General features: G+C 33.2%; 19 protein-coding genes, 1 tRNA gene and 1 pseudogene. 15 read left to right on the top strand and 6 right to left on the bottom strand.

The features are described from left to right. Positions 1–17 precede the first annotated feature (17 nt). On the top strand, positions 18–1685 hold the full coding sequence (locus CDV25_RS05750) for a lactate permease LctP family transporter (protein WP_108911137.1): 1668 nt from the start codon (positions 18–20) through the stop codon (positions 1683–1685). On the opposite strand, the gene CDV25_RS05745 is transcribed toward CDV25_RS05750, so the two are convergent. Further along, positions 1675–2367, bottom strand: coding sequence for a 16S rRNA (uracil(1498)-N(3))-methyltransferase (locus CDV25_RS05745; RefSeq protein WP_108911836.1), 693 nt, complete (start codon positions 2365–2367; stop codon positions 1675–1677). The two genes, CDV25_RS05750 and CDV25_RS05745, sit on opposite strands and share 11 nt — an antisense overlap. Beyond that, positions 2367–2774, bottom strand: coding sequence for a hypothetical protein (locus CDV25_RS05740; protein WP_108911136.1), 408 nt, complete (start codon positions 2772–2774; stop codon positions 2367–2369). The genes CDV25_RS05745 and CDV25_RS05740 overlap by 1 nt, the downstream gene beginning before the upstream one ends. 206 nt (positions 2775–2980) lie before the next feature. On the opposite strand from CDV25_RS05740, the gene cysS reads away from it, so the two are divergent. From cysS to CDV25_RS05715, 5 genes are all read left to right on the top strand, one after another. Beyond that, positions 2981–4384 (top strand): cysteine--tRNA ligase, encoded by a 1404-nt coding sequence (cysS, locus tag CDV25_RS05735; protein ID WP_108911135.1) that lies wholly within the window; start codon positions 2981–2983, stop codon positions 4382–4384. After that, positions 4384–5094 carry a sulfite exporter TauE/SafE family protein gene (locus CDV25_RS05730; protein ID WP_108911835.1) on the top strand — a complete coding sequence of 237 codons (711 nt, stop codon included), beginning with the start codon at positions 4384–4386 and terminating at the stop codon, positions 5092–5094. Before cysS ends, CDV25_RS05730 begins: the two co-directional genes overlap by 1 nt. Before the next feature lie 124 nt (positions 5095–5218). Further along, the gene (locus tag CDV25_RS05725) at positions 5219–6259 is read left to right on the top strand and encodes a DUF8569 domain-containing protein (protein WP_108911134.1); all 1041 of its coding nucleotides are present in this window, start codon (positions 5219–5221) and stop codon (positions 6257–6259) included. Then, positions 6256–6771 (top strand): hypothetical protein, encoded by a 516-nt coding sequence (locus tag CDV25_RS05720; protein ID WP_108911133.1) that lies wholly within the window; start codon positions 6256–6258, stop codon positions 6769–6771. The genes CDV25_RS05725 and CDV25_RS05720 overlap by 4 nt, the downstream gene beginning before the upstream one ends. Continuing rightward, positions 6768–7289 carry a hypothetical protein gene (locus tag CDV25_RS05715; protein ID WP_108911132.1) on the top strand — a complete coding sequence of 174 codons (522 nt, stop codon included), beginning with the start codon at positions 6768–6770 and terminating at the stop codon, positions 7287–7289. Before CDV25_RS05720 ends, CDV25_RS05715 begins: the two co-directional genes overlap by 4 nt. On the opposite strand, the gene CDV25_RS05710 is transcribed toward CDV25_RS05715, so the two are convergent. Together CDV25_RS05710 and CDV25_RS05705 are read right to left on the bottom strand one after the other, a co-directional pair. Beyond that, the gene (locus CDV25_RS05710) at positions 7286–7603 is read right to left on the bottom strand and encodes a thioredoxin family protein (RefSeq protein ID WP_108911131.1); all 318 of its coding nucleotides are present in this window, start codon (positions 7601–7603) and stop codon (positions 7286–7288) included. The two genes, CDV25_RS05715 and CDV25_RS05710, sit on opposite strands and share 4 nt — an antisense overlap. Positions 7604–7630: 27 nt before the next feature. Next, positions 7631–8344, bottom strand: coding sequence for a YebC/PmpR family DNA-binding transcriptional regulator (locus CDV25_RS05705; protein ID WP_108911130.1), 714 nt, complete (start codon positions 8342–8344; stop codon positions 7631–7633). A gap of 130 nt (positions 8345–8474) precedes the next feature. Between CDV25_RS05705 and CDV25_RS05700 the strand changes: the two genes are divergently transcribed. Continuing rightward, positions 8475–8549 (top strand) — tRNA-Asn (locus CDV25_RS05700). A gap of 32 nt (positions 8550–8581) precedes the next feature. On the opposite strand, the gene CDV25_RS05695 is transcribed toward CDV25_RS05700, so the two are convergent. Further along, entirely contained in the window at positions 8582–9367 is a 786-nt protein-coding gene (locus CDV25_RS05695) for a thiazole synthase (protein ID WP_432805884.1), read from the bottom strand. Between the two features lie 22 nt (positions 9368–9389). Next, a complete protein-coding gene (locus tag CDV25_RS05690; protein WP_108911128.1) occupies positions 9390–10823 on the bottom strand; it encodes an NAD(P)H-hydrate dehydratase in 1434 nt (477 codons plus the stop codon). Positions 10824–10906: 83 nt separating this feature from the next. On the opposite strand from CDV25_RS05690, the gene CDV25_RS05685 reads away from it, so the two are divergent. The 8 genes and pseudogenes from CDV25_RS05685 to CDV25_RS05650 all read left to right on the top strand — a co-directional run bounded on the left by CDV25_RS05685 (position 10907) and on the right by CDV25_RS05650 (position 18826). Then, positions 10907–11275: a hypothetical protein gene (locus CDV25_RS05685; RefSeq protein ID WP_108911127.1), complete on the top strand. Its 369-nt coding sequence runs from the start codon at positions 10907–10909 to the stop codon at positions 11273–11275. Between the two features lie 71 nt (positions 11276–11346). Then, positions 11347–12087 carry a UMP kinase gene (gene pyrH / locus CDV25_RS05680; protein ID WP_204161835.1) on the top strand — a complete coding sequence of 247 codons (741 nt, stop codon included), beginning with the start codon at positions 11347–11349 and terminating at the stop codon, positions 12085–12087. Further along, positions 12084–12302, top strand: coding sequence for a DNA-directed RNA polymerase subunit omega (locus CDV25_RS05675; RefSeq protein WP_108911125.1), 219 nt, complete (start codon positions 12084–12086; stop codon positions 12300–12302). Before pyrH ends, CDV25_RS05675 begins: the two co-directional genes overlap by 4 nt. A 32-nt stretch (positions 12303–12334) precedes the next feature. Further along, positions 12335–14485: a RelA/SpoT family protein gene (locus CDV25_RS05670; protein ID WP_108911124.1), complete on the top strand. Its 2151-nt coding sequence runs from the start codon at positions 12335–12337 to the stop codon at positions 14483–14485. Between the two features lie 15 nt (positions 14486–14500). Next, positions 14501–15709, top strand: a complete 1209-nt coding sequence (gene tyrS / locus CDV25_RS05665) for a tyrosine--tRNA ligase (RefSeq protein ID WP_204161879.1) — start codon at positions 14501–14503, stop codon at positions 15707–15709. Positions 15710–15719: 10 nt separating this feature from the next. Then, complete coding sequence (locus CDV25_RS05660; RefSeq protein WP_108911122.1) at positions 15720–16814, top strand: nitronate monooxygenase; 1095 nt, start codon at positions 15720–15722, stop codon at positions 16812–16814. After that, positions 16811–17967 (top strand): annotated as a pseudogene (locus CDV25_RS05655) (N-acetylmuramoyl-L-alanine amidase family protein). Before CDV25_RS05660 ends, CDV25_RS05655 begins: the two are co-directional and overlap by 4 nt. A 19-nt stretch (positions 17968–17986) precedes the next feature. Continuing rightward, positions 17987–18826, top strand: a complete 840-nt coding sequence (locus CDV25_RS05650) for an LTA synthase family protein (protein ID WP_108911121.1) — start codon at positions 17987–17989, stop codon at positions 18824–18826. Positions 18827–18830 lie beyond the last annotated feature (4 nt).

Below are 18830 nucleotides of genomic sequence, written 5' to 3'. Positions count from 1 at the left end.
TATTTCAAGGAGAAAAGATGTGGTTTCAAATTTATGATCCACTAGGGAATCAATGGTTAAGTGCTTTTGTGGCGTTGTTGCCTATTCTTTTGTTTTTTGTTTCTCTAGTTTATTTGAATTTGCAAGGATATGTTGCAGGTTTTCTAACCGTGGTTTTAGCAATATTAATTGCTTTATTTGTCTATGATATGCCATTAACTAATGCTATAGGAAGTTTGATTTATGGCGGTTTGTATGGATTATGGCCTATTGCGTGGATTATTATTGCGGCGATTTTTCTTTATAAATTAACCGTAAAATCTGGATATTTTGATATTTTAAGGGAATCTATAATCGCCATTACTCCTGATCAAAGAATTCAAGTTATATTAATAGGGTTTTGTTTTGGTGCATTCTTAGAGGGTGCAATTGGATTTGGGGGTCCTGTTGCCATTACTGCAGCATTATTGGTAGGTTTGGGGCTTCGTCCTTTGTATGCAGCAGGGCTTTGTATGATTGCAAATACTGCTCCAGTAGCTTTTGGGGCAGTTGGGATTCCCATTATTGCAATGGCGGGTGCGTTGAATTTTCCAGTGCTTGAAATCTCATCAATGGCAGGACATATGCTCCCTCCCCTTTCTGTGTTTATTCCTTTTTTCTTAGTGTTTTTAATGGATGGGTTGAAGGGTGTTAAGGAAACTTGGCCTGTGGCATTAGTAGCAGGTGGAAGTTTTGCCCTTATTCAATACCTCACAGCGACCAAGCTTGGACCTGAGTTGCCCGATATTGCTTCCGCTGTTATTTCTATTGTTGTAGTTGCGTTATTTCTTAGGATATGGAAACCTAAGAATGTTTTTAAATTTGATGAAGAAGTTGGTAGAAAAGCTAATGTGGAAAATAAACCTAATTATAGTGTAGGGCAGATTATTTTAGCGTGGCTACCCTTTGTTATTTTGATTTTAGCCATTATAGTTTGGACCCAACCTTGGTTTAAAGCCTTGTTTGCTAAAGATGGGGTTTTGAATTTTCTTGTTTTTAGATTTGAGATTTCGGGGCTTATAGGGATTATGCAAAATATTCCTGTTGTGCCAGAGCCAAAAGCTGTAAATTCAATCTTTACCTTCCCATTAATTAATACAGTTGGAACTTCTATTTTCTTAGTGGCAATTATTACGATGATAATACTTAGGGTTAAAGTTTCTACTGCTATAAAAACTTTTGGGGAAACTTTAAATGAGATGAAGTTTGCGATTTTAACGATTGCCTTAGTTGTTGGATTTGCTTTTATCTCAAATTATAGTGGAATTTCAGCAAGTTTAGCTTTAGCACTAGCACAAACAGGTGATGCTTTTGCATTTTTCTCTCCAGTGGTTGGTTGGATAGGAGTATTTTTAACAGGAAGTGATACAAGTTCGAATCTACTTTTTGGTGGATTACAACAATTAACCGCAAGAGCACTTGACATCCCAGAGGTTTTATTCCTAGCAGCGAATTCCGTAGGAGGAGTTGTAGGCAAAATGATAAGCCCACAGAGTATTGCTATTGCTTGTGCGGCAGTTGGATTAGTAGGCAGAGAATCGGATTTATTTAAATTTACGGTGAAGTATTCTATAATTTTTGTGATTGTTATTGGTCTTTTTACTTATGCTCTTGCTATGCTTCATAAAAATGGAGTGATTGATTTATTAGCTATTACTACCCCATAAGATTAATCCCTGCTTTGGGGATTAATATTCCTAATGTTGCATAAATAGCAGCATTCTCACTGCGTAAAATATTACAATTTAATGCACTATATACGGATTTGTTTTTAAATAATATCCTCTCACTTGGGCTAAATCCCCCCTCAGGTCCTATTAAAATAGATTCCTCTTTTAGGTTTTTTAAAGATTCACCGTTGAAGTCTAAAATTGCTAAATTAGGGTATTTAGTTAATATCTCTTCAAGATTATTAAGAAATTCAATTTCTAAAGCCGTAATTCTCCCGCATTGCTCACACGAATTTTCTAGGATTTTTTTAAGCCTTTCTTTAGAGAGTTTAAAGTTTTTTTGTGAATATTCTGCATAGAAAAATGTGATTTTTCGCAAATTAAATTCATTGAGTATAGGGAGTGTTTTTTCTATATTTTTTGGTTCGATGATTGACCAAATCAAATGCCCATTTGGTGGATTAATAAGTTCTGTCTTTTTAGAAGAAACTAAATGGAGTAATGCTTCTTTTTTGTCTAAGGAAGCAATGGAATAGGTATAACAATTCAAATCCCTAAGATTCCTAAGATATAAGAATTGTGTTTTTTTGGTTCTTCTTGTTCGAAAGAGGTGATGATAACTATCACCTTGTAGTTTTAAGCACTGCTCTCCAGCGTCTTTATGGATAAGGAATTGCATTATAAAATGAGTAAAAATAAGCCAATAAAGGCACATATATCAAAAAGATATTTTCTTAATGCCCATTGGAAGAATAGCAGTCTTATATTAGGGTTAGATTCTACTTGTATAAGTTTTTGTTTTTTATGTCGTTTGATTTCAAGGATAAAGATGAGTAGCCAAAGAATAAGCATAATAAAAACTTCGGGGATTATTGTAAATCTAAGCATTGCCCAAGATACTAATCCACTAAAAAGACTTGCACTAAGAAAAGTGTAATAAGCAGGAGCCATAAGGGCTAAAAATTTTAATTTTTGCGTATGTGAGGTTTTAAAAAGAAGTGCATAAAGATTAATAAGTGGAGGCAAAAATAACAAAAGTGATAAAAGTAAATGCACATAGATTAGTTCAAGTTCTATAAAATCCATAATTTTCACTTTATATAAATAAGTGAATTCTAACAAATAAGTCAGCATTTTGTAAAGATGAGTATTCTAGAGGGGTTAGAATTTTATAAAGTGAGTATCAAAAGTAGTTGGGAATTAGAGTTTTTTTGTTATACTTCTTACTTTGAAAGTCACTTTTTTGAAATTCCATTAAATCTTCGCATTTCTTTAAGTTAAGGGAATATAGTATGCCAATTAAAATTTATGATAGTGTAAAAAAAAAGAAAGTAGATTTTATTCCACTTAATCCCCCAGAAATTCGTATGTATATTTGTGGTCCTACGGTTTATGATGATTCACACTTAGGACACGCAAGGAGTGCAATTGTCTTTGATTTATGGCGTCGAGTTTTGGCTGAAAATGGATATAAAGTTTTGTTTGCAAAAAATTTCACCGATATTGATGATAAGATTATTAATAAATCACTCCAGAGTGGCTTAAGCATTGAGAATATTACACAACACTATACACAAAAATATCTTGAAGAAATGGAAGCTTTAGGGGTTATTAGGGCAGATATAGAACCTAAGGCTACAGAGAGTTTAGAGAGTATTTTTGCGATGATACAACAGCTCTTACAAAAAGGATTTGCTTATAGGGCTGCTAATGATGATATTTATTTGTCTGTCAAAAAAGATTTAGAATATGGTAGTTTAAGTGGTAGAGATGCGGAATTAGAGACACAAAGTAGAATTCAAGATAGTCAGCAAAAAAAAGATTCTAAAGATTTTGCTTTGTGGAAAAGCTATAAAGGAGAGGGTGATATAGGATATGAATCTCCTTTTGGCAAGGGTCGTCCAGGTTGGCATATAGAATGTAGTGCAATGATTAAAAAGCATTTGGCTTATGCAGGTGAATACGCTATTGATATACACGGAGGAGGGGCAGATTTGCTTTTTCCTCATCATGAAAATGAAGCTTCACAAACGCGATGTGCGGATAATCAAAAAATTGCTAAATATTGGATACATAATGGGTTTGTAACTATTAATGGTGAAAAAATGGCAAAATCTTTGGGTAATAGTTTTTTTATTAAAGATGCGTTAAAAAATTATGATGGTGAGATTTTGCGTTTTTATCTCCTAAGCACCCATTATCGTATTGGGTTAAATTTCTCTGAAGAGGATTTGTTAAGTTCTAAAAAGCGATTAGATAAAATTTATCGCTTAAAAAAGCGAATCTCTCCTATACAAGGCATAGAAGAAAAAGGTTGTTCCAAATTTAAAGCAATGCTTTTAGAAGCATTAGGGGATGATTTAAATATTTCAAAAGCTTTAAGTGTGGTTGATGAATTTGTTAGCAAAGCTAATGAAACTTTAGACAATAAACAAGCCAAAGAAATTCCTGCTATTGCGGGGGGTTTAGCTATTATACAAAGACTTTTAGGGATTGGGGGTAAAGATGCCTTTGCTTATTTTCAACTAGGTATTAGTAGGGAGCAAAAAGTAGTCATAGAATCGCTAATCCAAAAACGTTTAGAAGCAAAATTGCAAAAAGATTTTAAGCAAGCTGATGCCATTCGTCTAGAGCTTTCTTCTATGGGTATCCAAATTATGGATACCCTCTCTGGGAGTGTTTGGGAGAAAATATAGTGGAAGGTTGGGAATTAATTAGTCTCTTTATGATTGCATTAATAGGCAGTTTTGGGCATTGTATTGGGATGTGCGGAGGCATTGTTTTAGCCTATTGTAGTTCTTTGCCTAAAGATTTAAATAAAAGACATATCTTAGCTTATCATTTACTTTATAATTTTGGACGCATTGGTGTTTATATTTTTTTGGGTGTTATAGTTGGGTTTTTAGGTAGTATGTTTGCGATTAATCCTTATTTGCGTGGAGGACTTTTTATATTTGCTGGGATAGCTATGAGTTTAGCTGGAATATCCCTTTTAGGCAAACTTAATTTTTTAGTTTTTTTAGAGCATTCTTTGCAAAACTCTCGATGGTATCAAAAAAGATTCCAAAAATTTTTATCGGTGAAAACTCCTTTAAATTTATATTTGTTAGGTGTTTTGAATGGTTTGTTGCCTTGTGGTTTTATGTATGCGTTTTTATCAAGTGCAGTGGGTTTTGCAAGTGCCCTTAAAGGAGGGGTGATTATGGCAGTTTTTGGAATAGCTACTATGATTCCTTTGTTAATAATGGGGTTTTTAGCTAATACTTTATTCTCTCAAGCAAGATTAAGAAAAATCGTTATGAATATTGCCGCTTTAGCTATTGTTATTTTTGGTGTTTTGATGGTGCAAATGGGGGTAAAGTTTTTTTATCCTACAGAAATGGAACACAAAGTGCATATGCATTAGGTAAATATTGCAAGAAGATAATCATCACAATTCTTAAAATTGGGTAAAGATATTAAGAATTAGTTTATTCTTAAGGCAAAATTATTTATCATATTATGGTTTAAGAATGGGAGTTTAAGTCAAGATGAATCTCAAAAAAGCAATCCGCTATCTTTTAGCTACTGTTGTAATAGGGGTTGAAATCGATAATAGGTTTTGTTACATTACAACAAAAATTTATAAACGTGCTAAAGTTATTGAGACTCAAACAAAAACATTTAAAACAAACCCTGGCGAGTTACCTATGTCAGCAGTTAAATACATTAATTCAATTCGGTTTAAAAAGCCTTTTACTTATATTTCTTCTTTATCTACTTCGATTATTCAAGGGGTGATGGATACTACTAATGAAGATGATTTTATTAAATATGGGGTGAATGTATCAGATATTGAGTCTAAAAGAATTGATGATTGGTTTGTGTATTGCTCTAAAGAGGGTATTGCAGAGACCAAAAAACAATTTTTAAAAGTTGGAGTGGATTTTGTGATTTCCCCTTTTGCGTTGTTGTATTCTTTGATTAAGAATACTGCCGAAGATACTTGTAACCTTTATATTTTGTTTCAAAAGTCTAATATTACAATGATGGTGGTCAAAGGAAAGAATGAGATTCTTTTTGGTGCTTATTATATTCTAGAGAGCAAGATTAATTTGAGAGATAATACTGCTAAAAAGCATTTAAGTGAAGATTTAGACGGTATTGACGAATCTGATGTAACCAATGATATAAATCACGAATTATATAATCTTCGAGACTTAGATTTAGCAGATGAGTCTGATTCTGATGAGGAGTTAATTGAGTTTTTAAAAGATGAGTCTGATGATTCCATTGAAGAAAGTATTAACGATAATCATCAAGAATCTTTTGATGATTTTTCACGTGTAAGTTATGCGGCTAAATTCATTCAATCTGCTGTTAGTGAGTTTTATAATAATAAGATTTATAAAAGCGATTTTATCACACAAATTATTTTGTTTAATCCTCACGAGATTGATAAGGAAGTGTTAAAACATATTGCTAATGTTACAATGCTGGATTTAGATGTCCGAGCTTGTAATGTTTCTGATATTTTATCAAATTTAGGCTATGAATCTTATAAATTCTTTGAAGAGAAAGAAATGATATGAATTATAGTTTTACGCTTCCCAATAAGAAAACTTTATTAAAAAAAATCTCGCGTATTTGGTGGGGTTATATTTTTTTAACCATCTTTATTTTATTGGGATTTGTCGTTACACTTAAGATTCAGGGATTTATTATGAGAGAGGAGATTGAAGCATCACTGCTTGAGAGAGAAAACTTATTGCAAGATATTAAAAATTATCAAACATTTCAGATGCAAGAAGAAGATAAGGTTAGATTTGGTAGTGCCATTGCTTCACAGAATATTATCCTTAAAGAAAGTGTTGAAAACCTCTTTGGGATGATACCTGAACAGATTACTTTAAAAAAAATAGAGATGAGTAAAACCCAACTTACGCTCTATGGAGTAACACCCTCTAAACAGGTTTATACATTTTTACTTGAAGTGCCATTGCGTTCTATTTTTAATCAAAGTCGGGCTGATTTTTATGCTTTGCCAAATGGTTGGTATAATTTTGTCTCTGTTAGTAAAATAAATGAAGAGAATGAAGAATGAAGGCATTTTTAGCACAAATTGATTGGATTAGAAATACTTTCTTTTTTGTTTTTTATTTCTTTTTGGTTGTGATTATATTTCTATCTTTAGTGAATCCCCAACTACAAGAATTTAAAAAGGAAAATACGGATTATCGTAAGGAATTACATATTACCCAGCAAGTGCAAAAGCAAAAAATGCAAACTGCAGAGACTTTAGCAAAATACCAAATGGATAATCATACCCTCTTAAGTGCCTTTAAAGCGAATATTACACAAGAAAAAATCAAGAGCAGACTTTCTTCTATTTTTGAAAAAGTAGATGTTGTTAAAAATGGTGAAGCTTATCTTAAAAATGGCTATTTAGTGCAAAATTACATTGTAAGCGGTAAAATTGTGGATATAAAGGCTCTTAATGATGCATTAATACAAGTTATGAGTTTGGAAGGCATTGTGCATCTTGTATTCCCTATTCATATAGAAGCAGAAGAAGGAGTTTTGGTATTTTCCTTCTCTTTAGAAGTATATTCTTTGCCTTAAATATCAAGAGTTTCCTTAATTGCTCTTTCGATAGCATTTTTAGAATCAGGCTCTACGACTCTCTCTCCCATTTCTATACCATTTTTGTAAAAGATTAAAGTTGGGATTCTTCTAATTCCAAGAGATTCTTTTAAGCTCTCTTCCTCATCAGCTCTCACTGCAAAGAAGTTGACTTGTTTGTCATACTCTTTAGCTAAAATTTCAAGAATAGGCTCTATTTTTCGACAATCTGGACACCAAGGTGCACCAACAGCTACAAGAGATATCCCTTCTTTGATGGAGCTTTCATAAGTTTGTTGTGTTAATTTTGTCATTGTTTATCCTTTCAAAGTTTAAGTTAATTAGGCGATATTGGTAAAAACTGCTTGAACATCATCGTCATCTTCGATTTTATCAAGCAATTTTTCAATATCCACAAGTTGTTCTTCACTAAATTCTATATGGGTATTGGCAATCCTCTCTAAAGCGGCTTTTTTAACTTCTATTTGGAGGGATTGTAGAGCATTAGCTAAAGTCCCAAAGCTCGTATAATCTCCATAAATATGCACAATTTCCTCTTCAATCTCCATAGAATCTAATCCTACATCAATGAGAGTAAGCTCTAATTCTTCTAAATCTTTAATATTTGTTTTAGCAACTTCAAAATGTGCTTTGCGGGAAAACATAAATTCTAAGGAATTATTAGTAAGCATTGTGCCACCAAATTTATTCACATAGCTTTTAAGATTGGCAACAGTTCTTGTAGGATTATCGGTAGCGCATTCTACAAAAAATAAAGCTCCATAAGGGGCTTTTATTTCATAATTTACTTCTGTAATTTGGATTCCATCTTTACCCAAAGCCCTTTTAATAGCAGCTTCAATATTATCTTTTGGCATATTTTGGGCTTTAGCAGCTAAGATAGCACTACGCAATTTAGAATTCATATCAGGATCTCCACTCCCGCCTTCTTTAACCGCAATACTAATTGCTTTGCCTAATTTTGGAAAGAGTTTAGACATTTTATCCCAACGTTTTTCTTTGCTTGCTCTTCTGTATTCAAATGCTCGTCCCATAAAACCTCGAATTCCTATAAACTTGATATGAAATTATAGTATTTTACTATATTGTTTTTCAAGTTTCTCTTTATTTTTTTAAAACTATTGACACCCTAAGGGTTTTTCTATATAATTCTACCTCTTTTATTCCGGATTAGCTCAGCGGTAGAGTAGGCGGCTGTTAACCGCTTGGTCGTAGGTTCGAATCCTACATCCGGAGCCACATTTTTTAATATCCCCTCTATTTATAAAATCCTAGCTGAATTCTAATAAACCATCATTTGGAGAACTTGCGGTTGCATAAGGTTTTTTAGGGATTCTACCTGCAAGATAACTTGCTCTTCCAGCTTTTATTGCATCACGCATAGCTTGAGCCATTAAAATAGGGTTTTTTGCCTGTGCTATAGCGGTATTTGTTAAAACACCATCTGCACCAAGTTCCATTGCTATGGCACTATCAGAAGCACAACCAACCCCAGCATCTACGATTACAGGAATTTTGACTGCAGCTTTAATAAAGGCTATGTTATAGCGGTTTTGGATACCAAGTCCGCTACCAATGGGTGCAGCTAAAGGCATTATAGCACTTGCTCCTGCATTTTCAAGCTTTTTTGCCATTACGGGGTCATCATTAGTATAAGCTAAGACATTAAATCCTTCTTTGGCTAATACCTCACAAGCATTTAAGGTTTCAATAACATCAGGATAAAGAGTTTTTTGGGTATCCCCTATAATTTCAAGTTTAATAAAGTCAATCCCAGTTGCTTCTTTGGTTAAGCGAAAAAGTGTAATAGCCTCTTTAGCATTGATACAACCTGCAGAATTAGGGAGAAAAGAGATATTTGTATGCTTAAAATAATCTAACAAATTCTCCTCATTAGGGTTTGTGATATTAACGCGTCTTACCGCTACTGTTATCATCTCTGCCTCTGAAGCTATTGTAGCATCATAAGTGGTTTTAAAATCCGGATATTTTCCACTACCTACAATCAAGCGACTTTTAAAATTTTTATTCCCTATTTGTAAAATATCATTTTCCAACATTATCTCCTTAATTTTTTGCTTAAATGTAGCGGATTTGCTCGATTAAATCAAGGGGACTAAGTGCAAAATTTGCATTTTTTGTGGCAAATTTTTTCGCACAAAGGTTATGGGTTAAAATTCCTTGTATGCAGGCTTCTAAGCAATCATATCCTTGTGCTAAATAACCCCCAATGATTCCTGCTAAAACATCCCCACTTCCACCTTTTGCAAGAGTATTTGTTCCTAAAGGATTGATAAAAACTTCTCCTTTTTTGGCTAAAAGGGTATTTGCCCCTTTAAGCACTAAGGTGGTATTTGGGTAGTTTTGGCTAAATTCTAAGGCTAAAGGAATGCGGTTTTTTTGCACTTCAGCGATAGAAATTTCTTGATTATTAAGTTGTTTAAGAATCTCTATAAATTCTTTAGGGTGTGGAGTAAGGATAAGATTGGTGAAGTTTTTTAAAAAAGCTTTAAAGTCTTCGTGATAGAACATATCTGCATCTAATAAAAGGGGAATTTCGTTATGGGGTTGTAGAGTTTTTATCAGGGATGGAGACTTTCTCCCATACCCCATTCCAAGCAAAATAGCTGTGGTATTAGCAGGGAGATTCTTTGTTTGCATAATCTCTATAGGGCAATTTGGGCATTCCCCAATGATGCTAACAAGCCCAGCACCTATCCTAAATCCAGCAAGTGCAGCAAGAATCCCAGCACCTCCCTTTTCACCTATAAAAATACTTAAATGCCCAAAATCTCCTTTGTTGCAATTATTTGTTTCTCTTAATGGGGGTTTAAAATCTTTTTCTTCTAAGAGATGAAAGGGGGAATTTGGGGTAAAAAGATTTTCTTCTATGCCTAAATGCAGTAAAAGAATGTCTCCTACAAAATCTTTAGCATAATCACTAAAAAGCCCTGTTTTTAACGCTCCCATTGTAAGTGTGAAATTTGCCCTAAAGGCTAAGGGTTTATTTTGGATAAAACGAGGATTTCCTGCTTTATCAATTCCACTTGGAATATCACAAGCAATCTTTAAAGCCTGCATTTGATTAAGCAAAAGGAGTAAATTTTCTAAGTTTTTTGGAAGTTCCCCTCTAAATCCTATGCCAAAAATACCATCAACAATAATATCAAATTTTTCTTTATGTTCTAAAGTTTGTATAAAGTTTAGCTCACAATGTGATTCTAGACTTTTTAGTCGTTGAAATTGTAGAAGAGCAAGCCTACTTTTAAGGGCAAGGGGTAACAAGATAGTTATTTTACATCTTCCACAAAGCATTCTAGCTAAGGCTAGGCAATCAGCGCCATTATCTCCACTTCCACAGACAAACAAAATCTTTGAATCTTCTTTACAAAAGGGTAACATAAATTCTCTCATTCCCCTAGCTGCATTTTCCATAAGAATTTCAGGAGATAAATAAAACTTATCAATGGCATTTTTATCAAGCAAACTTGTATTAGTAAATAATTTTTTCATCTTTTTTCCTTGATTTGCTTTTTAAAATCTTAAATAAAATATGTTATAAATTCAATCAAAGATATTTTGAATTTAAGGTGTTTATGAATTATAGTTGTTTTTTGTTACTTTTGGTGGTATGTTTAGTAGGGTATCAAGGGAATGCTAAAGAATCTATGAATAAAGAAAGTATTGATATGGCTTCTGAAACATTGTTAAAAAAAGAAAAACCATCAAGCTTAAGACAGCATTTGGATAATTTAAATTTACAATTACAACAAAAAAATTTGCGTAATTTGCAGCCTGATAGTGCAGGGTTTAAGAAACATCAAGAGTATTTTGAAGATTTTTATAATCGTAAAGATTTATCAAAACCCTCTTCTAATAATCCTAAAGGTAGTTTTGATAAAGCCTTACAAAAGCAGTTAAAGCAAATAGAAAAATTACGCGAAGATAATAATAAAATTTGGTAGATAACGCTTAGTCTTTACTTATTCATAAGTAACTTTTTAATATAATGCTTCATTTGAAACTCAAAGGTTTTATGATGATAAAGCGCGTGTTGGTAAAGTTTTCTGGTGAAGCATTAGCAAGTGAAAGTGGTTTTGGGATTGAGAGTTCTATTTTAGATTATGTTGCCCTGGAGCTAAAATCCCTAGTAGATATAGGTGCAGAAGTTGGTATTGTCATTGGTGGTGGGAATTTCATCCGTGGTGTGAGTGCGGCAAAGAGTGGATTGATTAAACGTACAAGTGGAGATTATATGGGTATGCTTGCTACAGTGATTAATGGAGTGGCTATACAGGAAGCTTTAGAATACCACGGGCTTGATGTTCGCGTTCAGAGTGCTTTAGAGATTAAAGAAGTTTGTGAAACTTATATTAATCGTCGCTCTATTAGGCATTTAGAAAAAGGACGCGTTGTTATTTTTGTCGCAGGAACGGGGAATCCCTTTTTCACAACAGATACGGCGGCTACTCTAAGGGCGGTAGAGATAGGTGCAGAAATAATTATCAAGGCGACAAAGGTTAATGGGGTTTATGATAAAGATCCTATGAAATTTAGTGATGCTGTGATGCTTAAGCAGCTTAGTTATGAACAAGCCCTAAAGGATAATATTAAGGTAATGGATGATACGGCTATTGCCTTAGCAAAGGATAATGCTCTTCCTATTATTGTTTGTAATATGTTTAAAAAAGGGAATCTTTTAAATATTGTTCAACAAAACGAAGATGCTATTTATTCAAAAGTTGCGAATCTAAATTTATATAAGGAAATAAAATGAGAATAGAACAAATTGCTTCTAAGGCATTAGAAAAAGTAAATTTTGATAGATATTTGCTTTCTAATATTTTATTTGTGAGAATTGATGAGTTAAGTCGTGGGGCTAAACCTCTAGTTAATAAAAATGTTAAAAGTGATAAACTCTCCGATATTGCACTTTTAGAAGTCGCAGAGGGAAAGATTGGGTTAGAGAAAATTGAGGATTTTAGAAATTAAGGATAATTTTTAAGGATTGGCAAGGTTGATTTTTGGATTTTTTAAAAAAAGTTAGAGAAATTACAAGCCCAAATAAAGCAATAGAGTTGCTTTATTCTATGGTTGAAGAAGTTCCTAGCATACAAAATGCGATTGCTTTTGCTACACAAGCCCATCAAGGGCAGGTAAGAAAGAGTGGAGAGCCTTATATCGTCCATCCCTTATTGGTTTCTTGTATTGTAACTTATTTTGGTGGAGATGAAGAGATGGTGTGTGCTGCACTTTTACACGATGTTGTAGAAGATACACCTTATACTTTAGAGGAAGTAAAAAGGGATTATGGGGCAGATGTTGCTTCTTTAGTGGATGGATTAACAAAAATTGTTGCCATTCGTGCAGAAGAATTACCCTCTTCATATTCTAGTGAAAAACTTGTTGTAGCAGCCCTAAGCTTTCGTAAAATGTTAATTACTTCTGTAAAAGATGTTAGAGTGCTTGTTGTGAAGCTTTGTGATAGGTTACACAATATGCTAACCCTAGATGCCCTAGCACCTAATAAACAAAAGAGAATCGCAGAGGAAACTTTAGTTGTTTATGCGCCCATAGCACATAGACTTGGTATTTCTTCATTAAAAAATGAATTAGAAGATAGAAGTTTTTATTATATTTTTCCCCAAGAATATAAAAAAATTGATGATTATTTTTCTAGGCATAAGCAAATGATTCAATTAAAACTGAATGCCTTTATCCAAAAAGTTGAAAAGAGCTTAATTCAAGGGGGAATACCTGTAGGAGATTTTAGTATTACAAGTCGTATTAAACGGCATTATTCTATATACCTTAAAATGCAACGCAAAGGAATTTCTATTGATGAGGTTTTGGATTTACTGGCTATTAGGGTAATTGTCAAAAATCCTTTAGAGTGTTATAGGGCACTTGGAATCTTGCATTTAAAATATAAACCTATAATGTCTAGGTTTAAAGATTATATTGCCTTACCTAAAGAAAATGGATACCAAACTATCCATAGCACACTTTTTGATGATTCGGCAATTTTTGAAGTGCAAATTCGGACAGAGGATATGCATAAAAGTGCAGAGTATGGGATTGCAGCACATTGGAAATACAAAACAGGTGGCAATAATAATGCCCCAAGTTTAGAATGGCTTAATAAGTTACAATTTCAAAATAATTCTGTTGAGGAATTTTATGAGCTTGTTAAGAATGACTTATACCGTGAGGATATTGTAGTCTTTTCCCCTGATGGGGATAATTATTCTTTGCCTATTGGTGCAGTTGTGCTAGATTTTGCCTATGCAGTGCATACGGAAGTTGGGAGCAGGGCTAAAGAAGCGTATGTAAATAACCAAAAAACCTCTCTTTTAACAAGATTAAAAAGTGGAGATATTGTAAAGATTGTAACTGCTAGTGAGAATATTTTGCGTTGCTCTTGGGCTGATGCGGTTAAAACCTCTAGGGCAAAAAGCCAGATTCGTAATAATTGTGCTTCTAGAATAAAAGAGATTGAACGCAAAAGTGCTATTAATATTATCGCAACAATTTTTGGTAAAAGTGCAGAAGAAATTGAAAGATACTTAATAGAAAGTGATTTAGAGGATATGGCTTATCGTGCTACAACCGATATTAGCTTTTTAAAAGATATTAAAAATCGGATTGAAAATAATTATCGTCAAAATATCGGGTTTTTAACGCGGATTAAAACGAGGATTTTAAAACTTAAAGAATTGCGTTTTGATAATTTAGCTATTTATACCAATCATACGATTAATCAAGCCGTTTTTGATTATTGCTGTCATCCAAAATTTGGCGATGGAATTATTGCTTTTAAGAATGGTTCTAAGGCTTTTGTGCATCACAAACTTTGTGATAGGGCGTATTTGGAGATTCAAAAAGGTGTTAAAATGCTTTATGTAAATTGGTTTGGGGATAAGTTACAAACTTATAAACTCATCGTTGCTTTAGAAAACCAAAAAGGTGTTTTAGCGAATTTTTTACAATTCTTAGCAAAAATGGATATTAATGTTTTAAGTGTGGAATTAGGCTCACAAAAAAGTAATTATGCCACCCATTGTGAAATGTGTTTTGAATCCCATATTCGTGATACAAAAGAAATTAAGGCAAAACTTGGTAATCGTTATAAGATTATTGATGTTTATGCCCTAAAAGATGCCTATGCGAATTAAGGAGAGAGGATGAGTTTGCAATCAAAAGTTAATTTAGCTTTAGCAGAGATTGAAAGGGGGACACAAGAAATTATAGGCTTAGAGGGAATTAAAACTTTGCTATCTGCTTATTTTGAGAGGGGAGAAACTTTTAGTATTAAAGCAGGGTTTGACCCAACGGCTCCGGATTTGCATTTAGGGCATACAGTGCTTTTACAAAAACTTGCTATTTTTCAGAAATATGGGGCTAAGGTTTATTTTCTTATTGGGGATTTTACGGGGATGATTGGAGATCCAACAGGAAAAAATGAGACAAGAAAACCTTTGAGTAAAGAGCAGGTTTTAGAAAATGCAGAGACTTATCAAAAGCAGGTAGTTAAGGTTTTAGATTCTTCAAAAATGGAAATTGTTTTTAATTCCACTTGGCTTGAAAAATTAGGCACCAAAGGAATGATTGAATTATCCGCAAAGTTTTCTGTTGCAAGAATGTTAGAGCGGGATGATTTTGAAAAAAGGTATAAGGCACAAAACCCTATTAGTATCGTAGAGTTTTTTTATCCGCTTTTACAAGGTTATGATTCTGTGGCTTTAAATTGTGATATTGAAATAGGTGGGAGTGATCAAAAATTTAATTTGTTGATGGGGAGGCATTTACAGAGATCTTATGGATTAAATAAAGAGCAATCTGTCGTAATGATGCCTTTATTAGAAGGTTTAGATGGTGTGCAAAAGATGAGTAAGAGTTTAGGGAATTATGTAGGAATCACCCAAGAACCCAAAGAAATGTTTGGGAGAATTTTAAGTATTTCCGATACTTTAATGTGGCGTTACTATGAGCTTTTAAGCACAAAAACTTTGCAAGAAATTGAAGCTTTAAAAATAGGGGTAGAGCAAGGAAAATTCCATCCAAAAGCCATAAAAGAGGATTTAGCCTTAGAAATTATTGCATGTTATTATGATAAGCAAAAGGCACAAGAAGCAAGAGAGGAATTTATACGCGTTTTTAGTAAAGATGAATTACCTAGTGATATGCCAAGTTTTATAAAATCTAAAAATATCTGGATAGCACAGCTTATGAGTGAATGTGGATTAAGTGCTTCTAATTCTGAATCTCTAAGACTTATTAAACAAGGTGCTGTAAAACTTAATCACCAAAAATTAGAGGATTGTAAGCTTAATTTGCAAGAGGGTGAGTATGTTTTACAAGTTGGAAAAAGAAAATTCATTAAAGTTTTGATTCAATAAAAGGAAATTTATGCTACAAAAAGTTCAATTAAAACCTTTAAAAATTGGTAGATATACGCTTCCAATTCCTATATTTCAGGGTGGAATGGGAGTTGGGATTAGTTGGGATAATCTAGCGGGAAATGTTTCAAAATGTGGTGCATTAGGCATTATTTCTTGTGTGGGGACAGGTTATTATAAAAATAGTGCTTTTATTCAAAAAGCTGTTAAAAATCGTCCTTTTGATACTATTAATTTCTACTCTAGAGAATCTTTATTTGAAATTTTTAAAAATGCCCGAAAGATTTGTGGTGAAAATCCTCTTGGGGCAAATATCCTCTATGCTATTAATGAATATGGCAGAGTTGTAAGGGATGCTTGTGAAGCAGGGGCTAATATGATTATTACAGGGGCGGGATTGCCTACAAATCTACCAGAATTTACTTCTAATTTTCCGCAAGTGATGCTTATTCCTATTGTTTCTTCAGCAAAAGCCTTAAAGATCCTTTGTAAGCGTTGGGAGGGTAGATACAAAAGAATCCCTGATGCTATTATTGTAGAGGGACCCTTAAGTGGAGGACATCAAGGGGTAAGTTATGAAGATTGCTTTAAACCTGAATACCAGCTTGAAGCCGTAGTTCCACAGGTGTTAGAGGAATCTAAAAAATGGGGAGATATTCCCGTTATTGCTGCGGGAGGAATTTGGGATAGAAAAGATATTGATAAATTTATGGATTTAGGTGCTAGTGGTGTGCAAATGGGAACTAGATTTTTAGGGGCTAAAGAATGTGATGCCAAACATTATAATGCCTTAATGTTAAAGGTTACTAAAGAAGATATTGAACTTATTAAATCTCCGGTGGGTTATCCCGCAAGGGCTGTTGTTACGGGAATTATTAAGGCATTAAGAGAGGGAAGAGGGGAGAAAATTGCTTGCATAAGTAATTGTGTAGCTCCCTGCCATCGAGGGGAAGAAGCAAAAAAAGTAGGATATTGCATTGCCGATGGCTTGGGTGATGGATATTTAGGAGATCCTAATAAGGGTTTATATTTTACAGGGGCGAATGGTTATAGGATTGAAAAAATTCAAAGTGTGCAAGAAATTTTAGATGAATTAATACAATGATGAGAGTTTTTTTAATTTTTCTTTTCTTTGGTAATATTCTCTTAGCGCAGTCTTTGAAGATAATTTCAATCCAACAAAGTCAAAATAGCATTATTTTAAATTTTAACCAAAATATCAAAAAACAAGATTTTAAAAACTTTTCTTTAAAAAACAATGGTGGGATTCGTTATGTTTATGATATACAAGCGGAGCTTATGGGGAGTGCTAAAGTTTTTAAGTTTGAAGATAATATAGAATTTAAGATAGCACAAAATTCTAAAGAGAGGGTACGTTTTGTGATTAACTCCTCTAAAGAGATAAAAATCCCCTTAGAGGTATCAGCTAAAAAGGCAGTTTTGATATTTCCTAACAGTAAAAGTCTCAATTCACCTTCTATTGCTTCTTTGTTTGAGGAACCTAAGATAGCTAAAACACCTCCAAAGACTACAACTACCAGCACAGCTAAGGTTACCACTGCAGTAAATGTTAATGGGGTTGGCAAAAAAAAAGTCATTGTAATAGATCCAGGACATGGAGGGAAGGATTGTGGTGCTATAAGTGTCAGCAAAGTTTGTGAGAAAGTGATTGTCTTAAATATTGCTAAATATCTTAATGAGGAGTTAAAAAAGAGGGGATATCAGGTTTATATGACACGTTCTAAAGATATTTTTATAGGGCTTAGGGCGCGAACAAGATTTGCTAATAATAAAAATGCGGATTTATTTATTTCTATCCACGCTAATGCTATTGTGGAAAATAAAGAGAAGTCAGAAGGTATTGAAAGTTATTTTCTCTCAACGGCTAGGAGTGAGCGAGCTAAGAAAGTAGCTGCTTTAGAAAATAAAGATGATACCGAAGTTATGACTTATTTTTCTAGGCAGTCTTTTTTAAATACACTCAATACTCAGCGCATTATTGCTTCTAATCGTTTAGCCATTGATGTTCAATATGGAATGTTACAAGCAGTGAGAGGAAAGTATAAGGTTGTAGATGGAGGGGTAAGAGAGGGTCCATTTTGGGTCTTAGTAGGGGCATTGATGCCTTCAGTTTTGTTAGAGGTTGGTTATCTAACACATCCTAAAGAGGGGAGAGACTTAATCAAAGTGCTTTCCAAAAATCACTTGCATTAGGAATTGCCGATGGTGTTGATAATTATTTTATAAAGAATCCTTAATTTATAAAAAGGTTAAATGATGAAAAAAAATATGCTTCCCCATTTGGTATTTTCTTCTTTATATTTTGTGTTAGCACTTTTTACTATTCTAATGCTTCTGCTTTCAGGCTTTGTAGAAGATTTTAAACAAATGTTTCGCTTAATAACACAGCCTTATGGAGTGTATTTTATAATCGCAATTATTTTATTATTAGCAGGAATTTTAGTTAGTCTTTTTCATTTTGTTAGGGTTTATACAAGTTATATTTCAAAAGTCTATAGTCTTTGTATCGCTAGTATATTGTTGGTTTTTGTTACATTGCTTTATTATCAATTTTTTATACAAGAGAGAGTATATTTAGACTTTTTTTCTTTAGAGGACGCTTCAAAATTCACTAAGGAGGGTATCTTTGATAAACAACTCCTTATTATGATTGCCGATTATCTCTTTTATGGTTTATTTGTTCTTATTCCTTGTGTGGTATATTTTTTCAATTTACATTTTGATAAAAGTAAGATAATAGGAAGAATTATCGAGTTAATGCAACCAAATTTTAATGTTATTATTGGTGGGATTTTTGGTTTTAGCATTTCTCCTTTTTTCAAAAATGGAATTATAGGCTATATAGAGCTAATATTTTTGGTCTTAGGACTTTTAGTCTTTATTTATATTGTCGTTATACGCAAGAATCTTTTGGATTCTTATGAGCATTTTAATTTATTTTTGTTGTTGGTTGTATTTGTTACTATGATGATTACTAATCATAGTTTTATGGATGCACAATCTTATTTTGAAGTGCGTAAGGCTTTTTATATATTAGTATTAGTGGGTTGGTCTAGTGGTTGGATGATGAAATTAAAACCCAAAACTTATGAATAAAGGA

The sequence above is a fragment of the Helicobacter apodemus genome (assembly GCF_003097575.1).
Classification (GTDB): domain Bacteria; phylum Campylobacterota; class Campylobacteria; order Campylobacterales; family Helicobacteraceae; genus Helicobacter_D; species Helicobacter_D apodemus.
The sequence above is the reverse complement of the archived record's forward strand: the minus strand, read 5'-3'. Positions and strand labels throughout refer to the sequence as shown.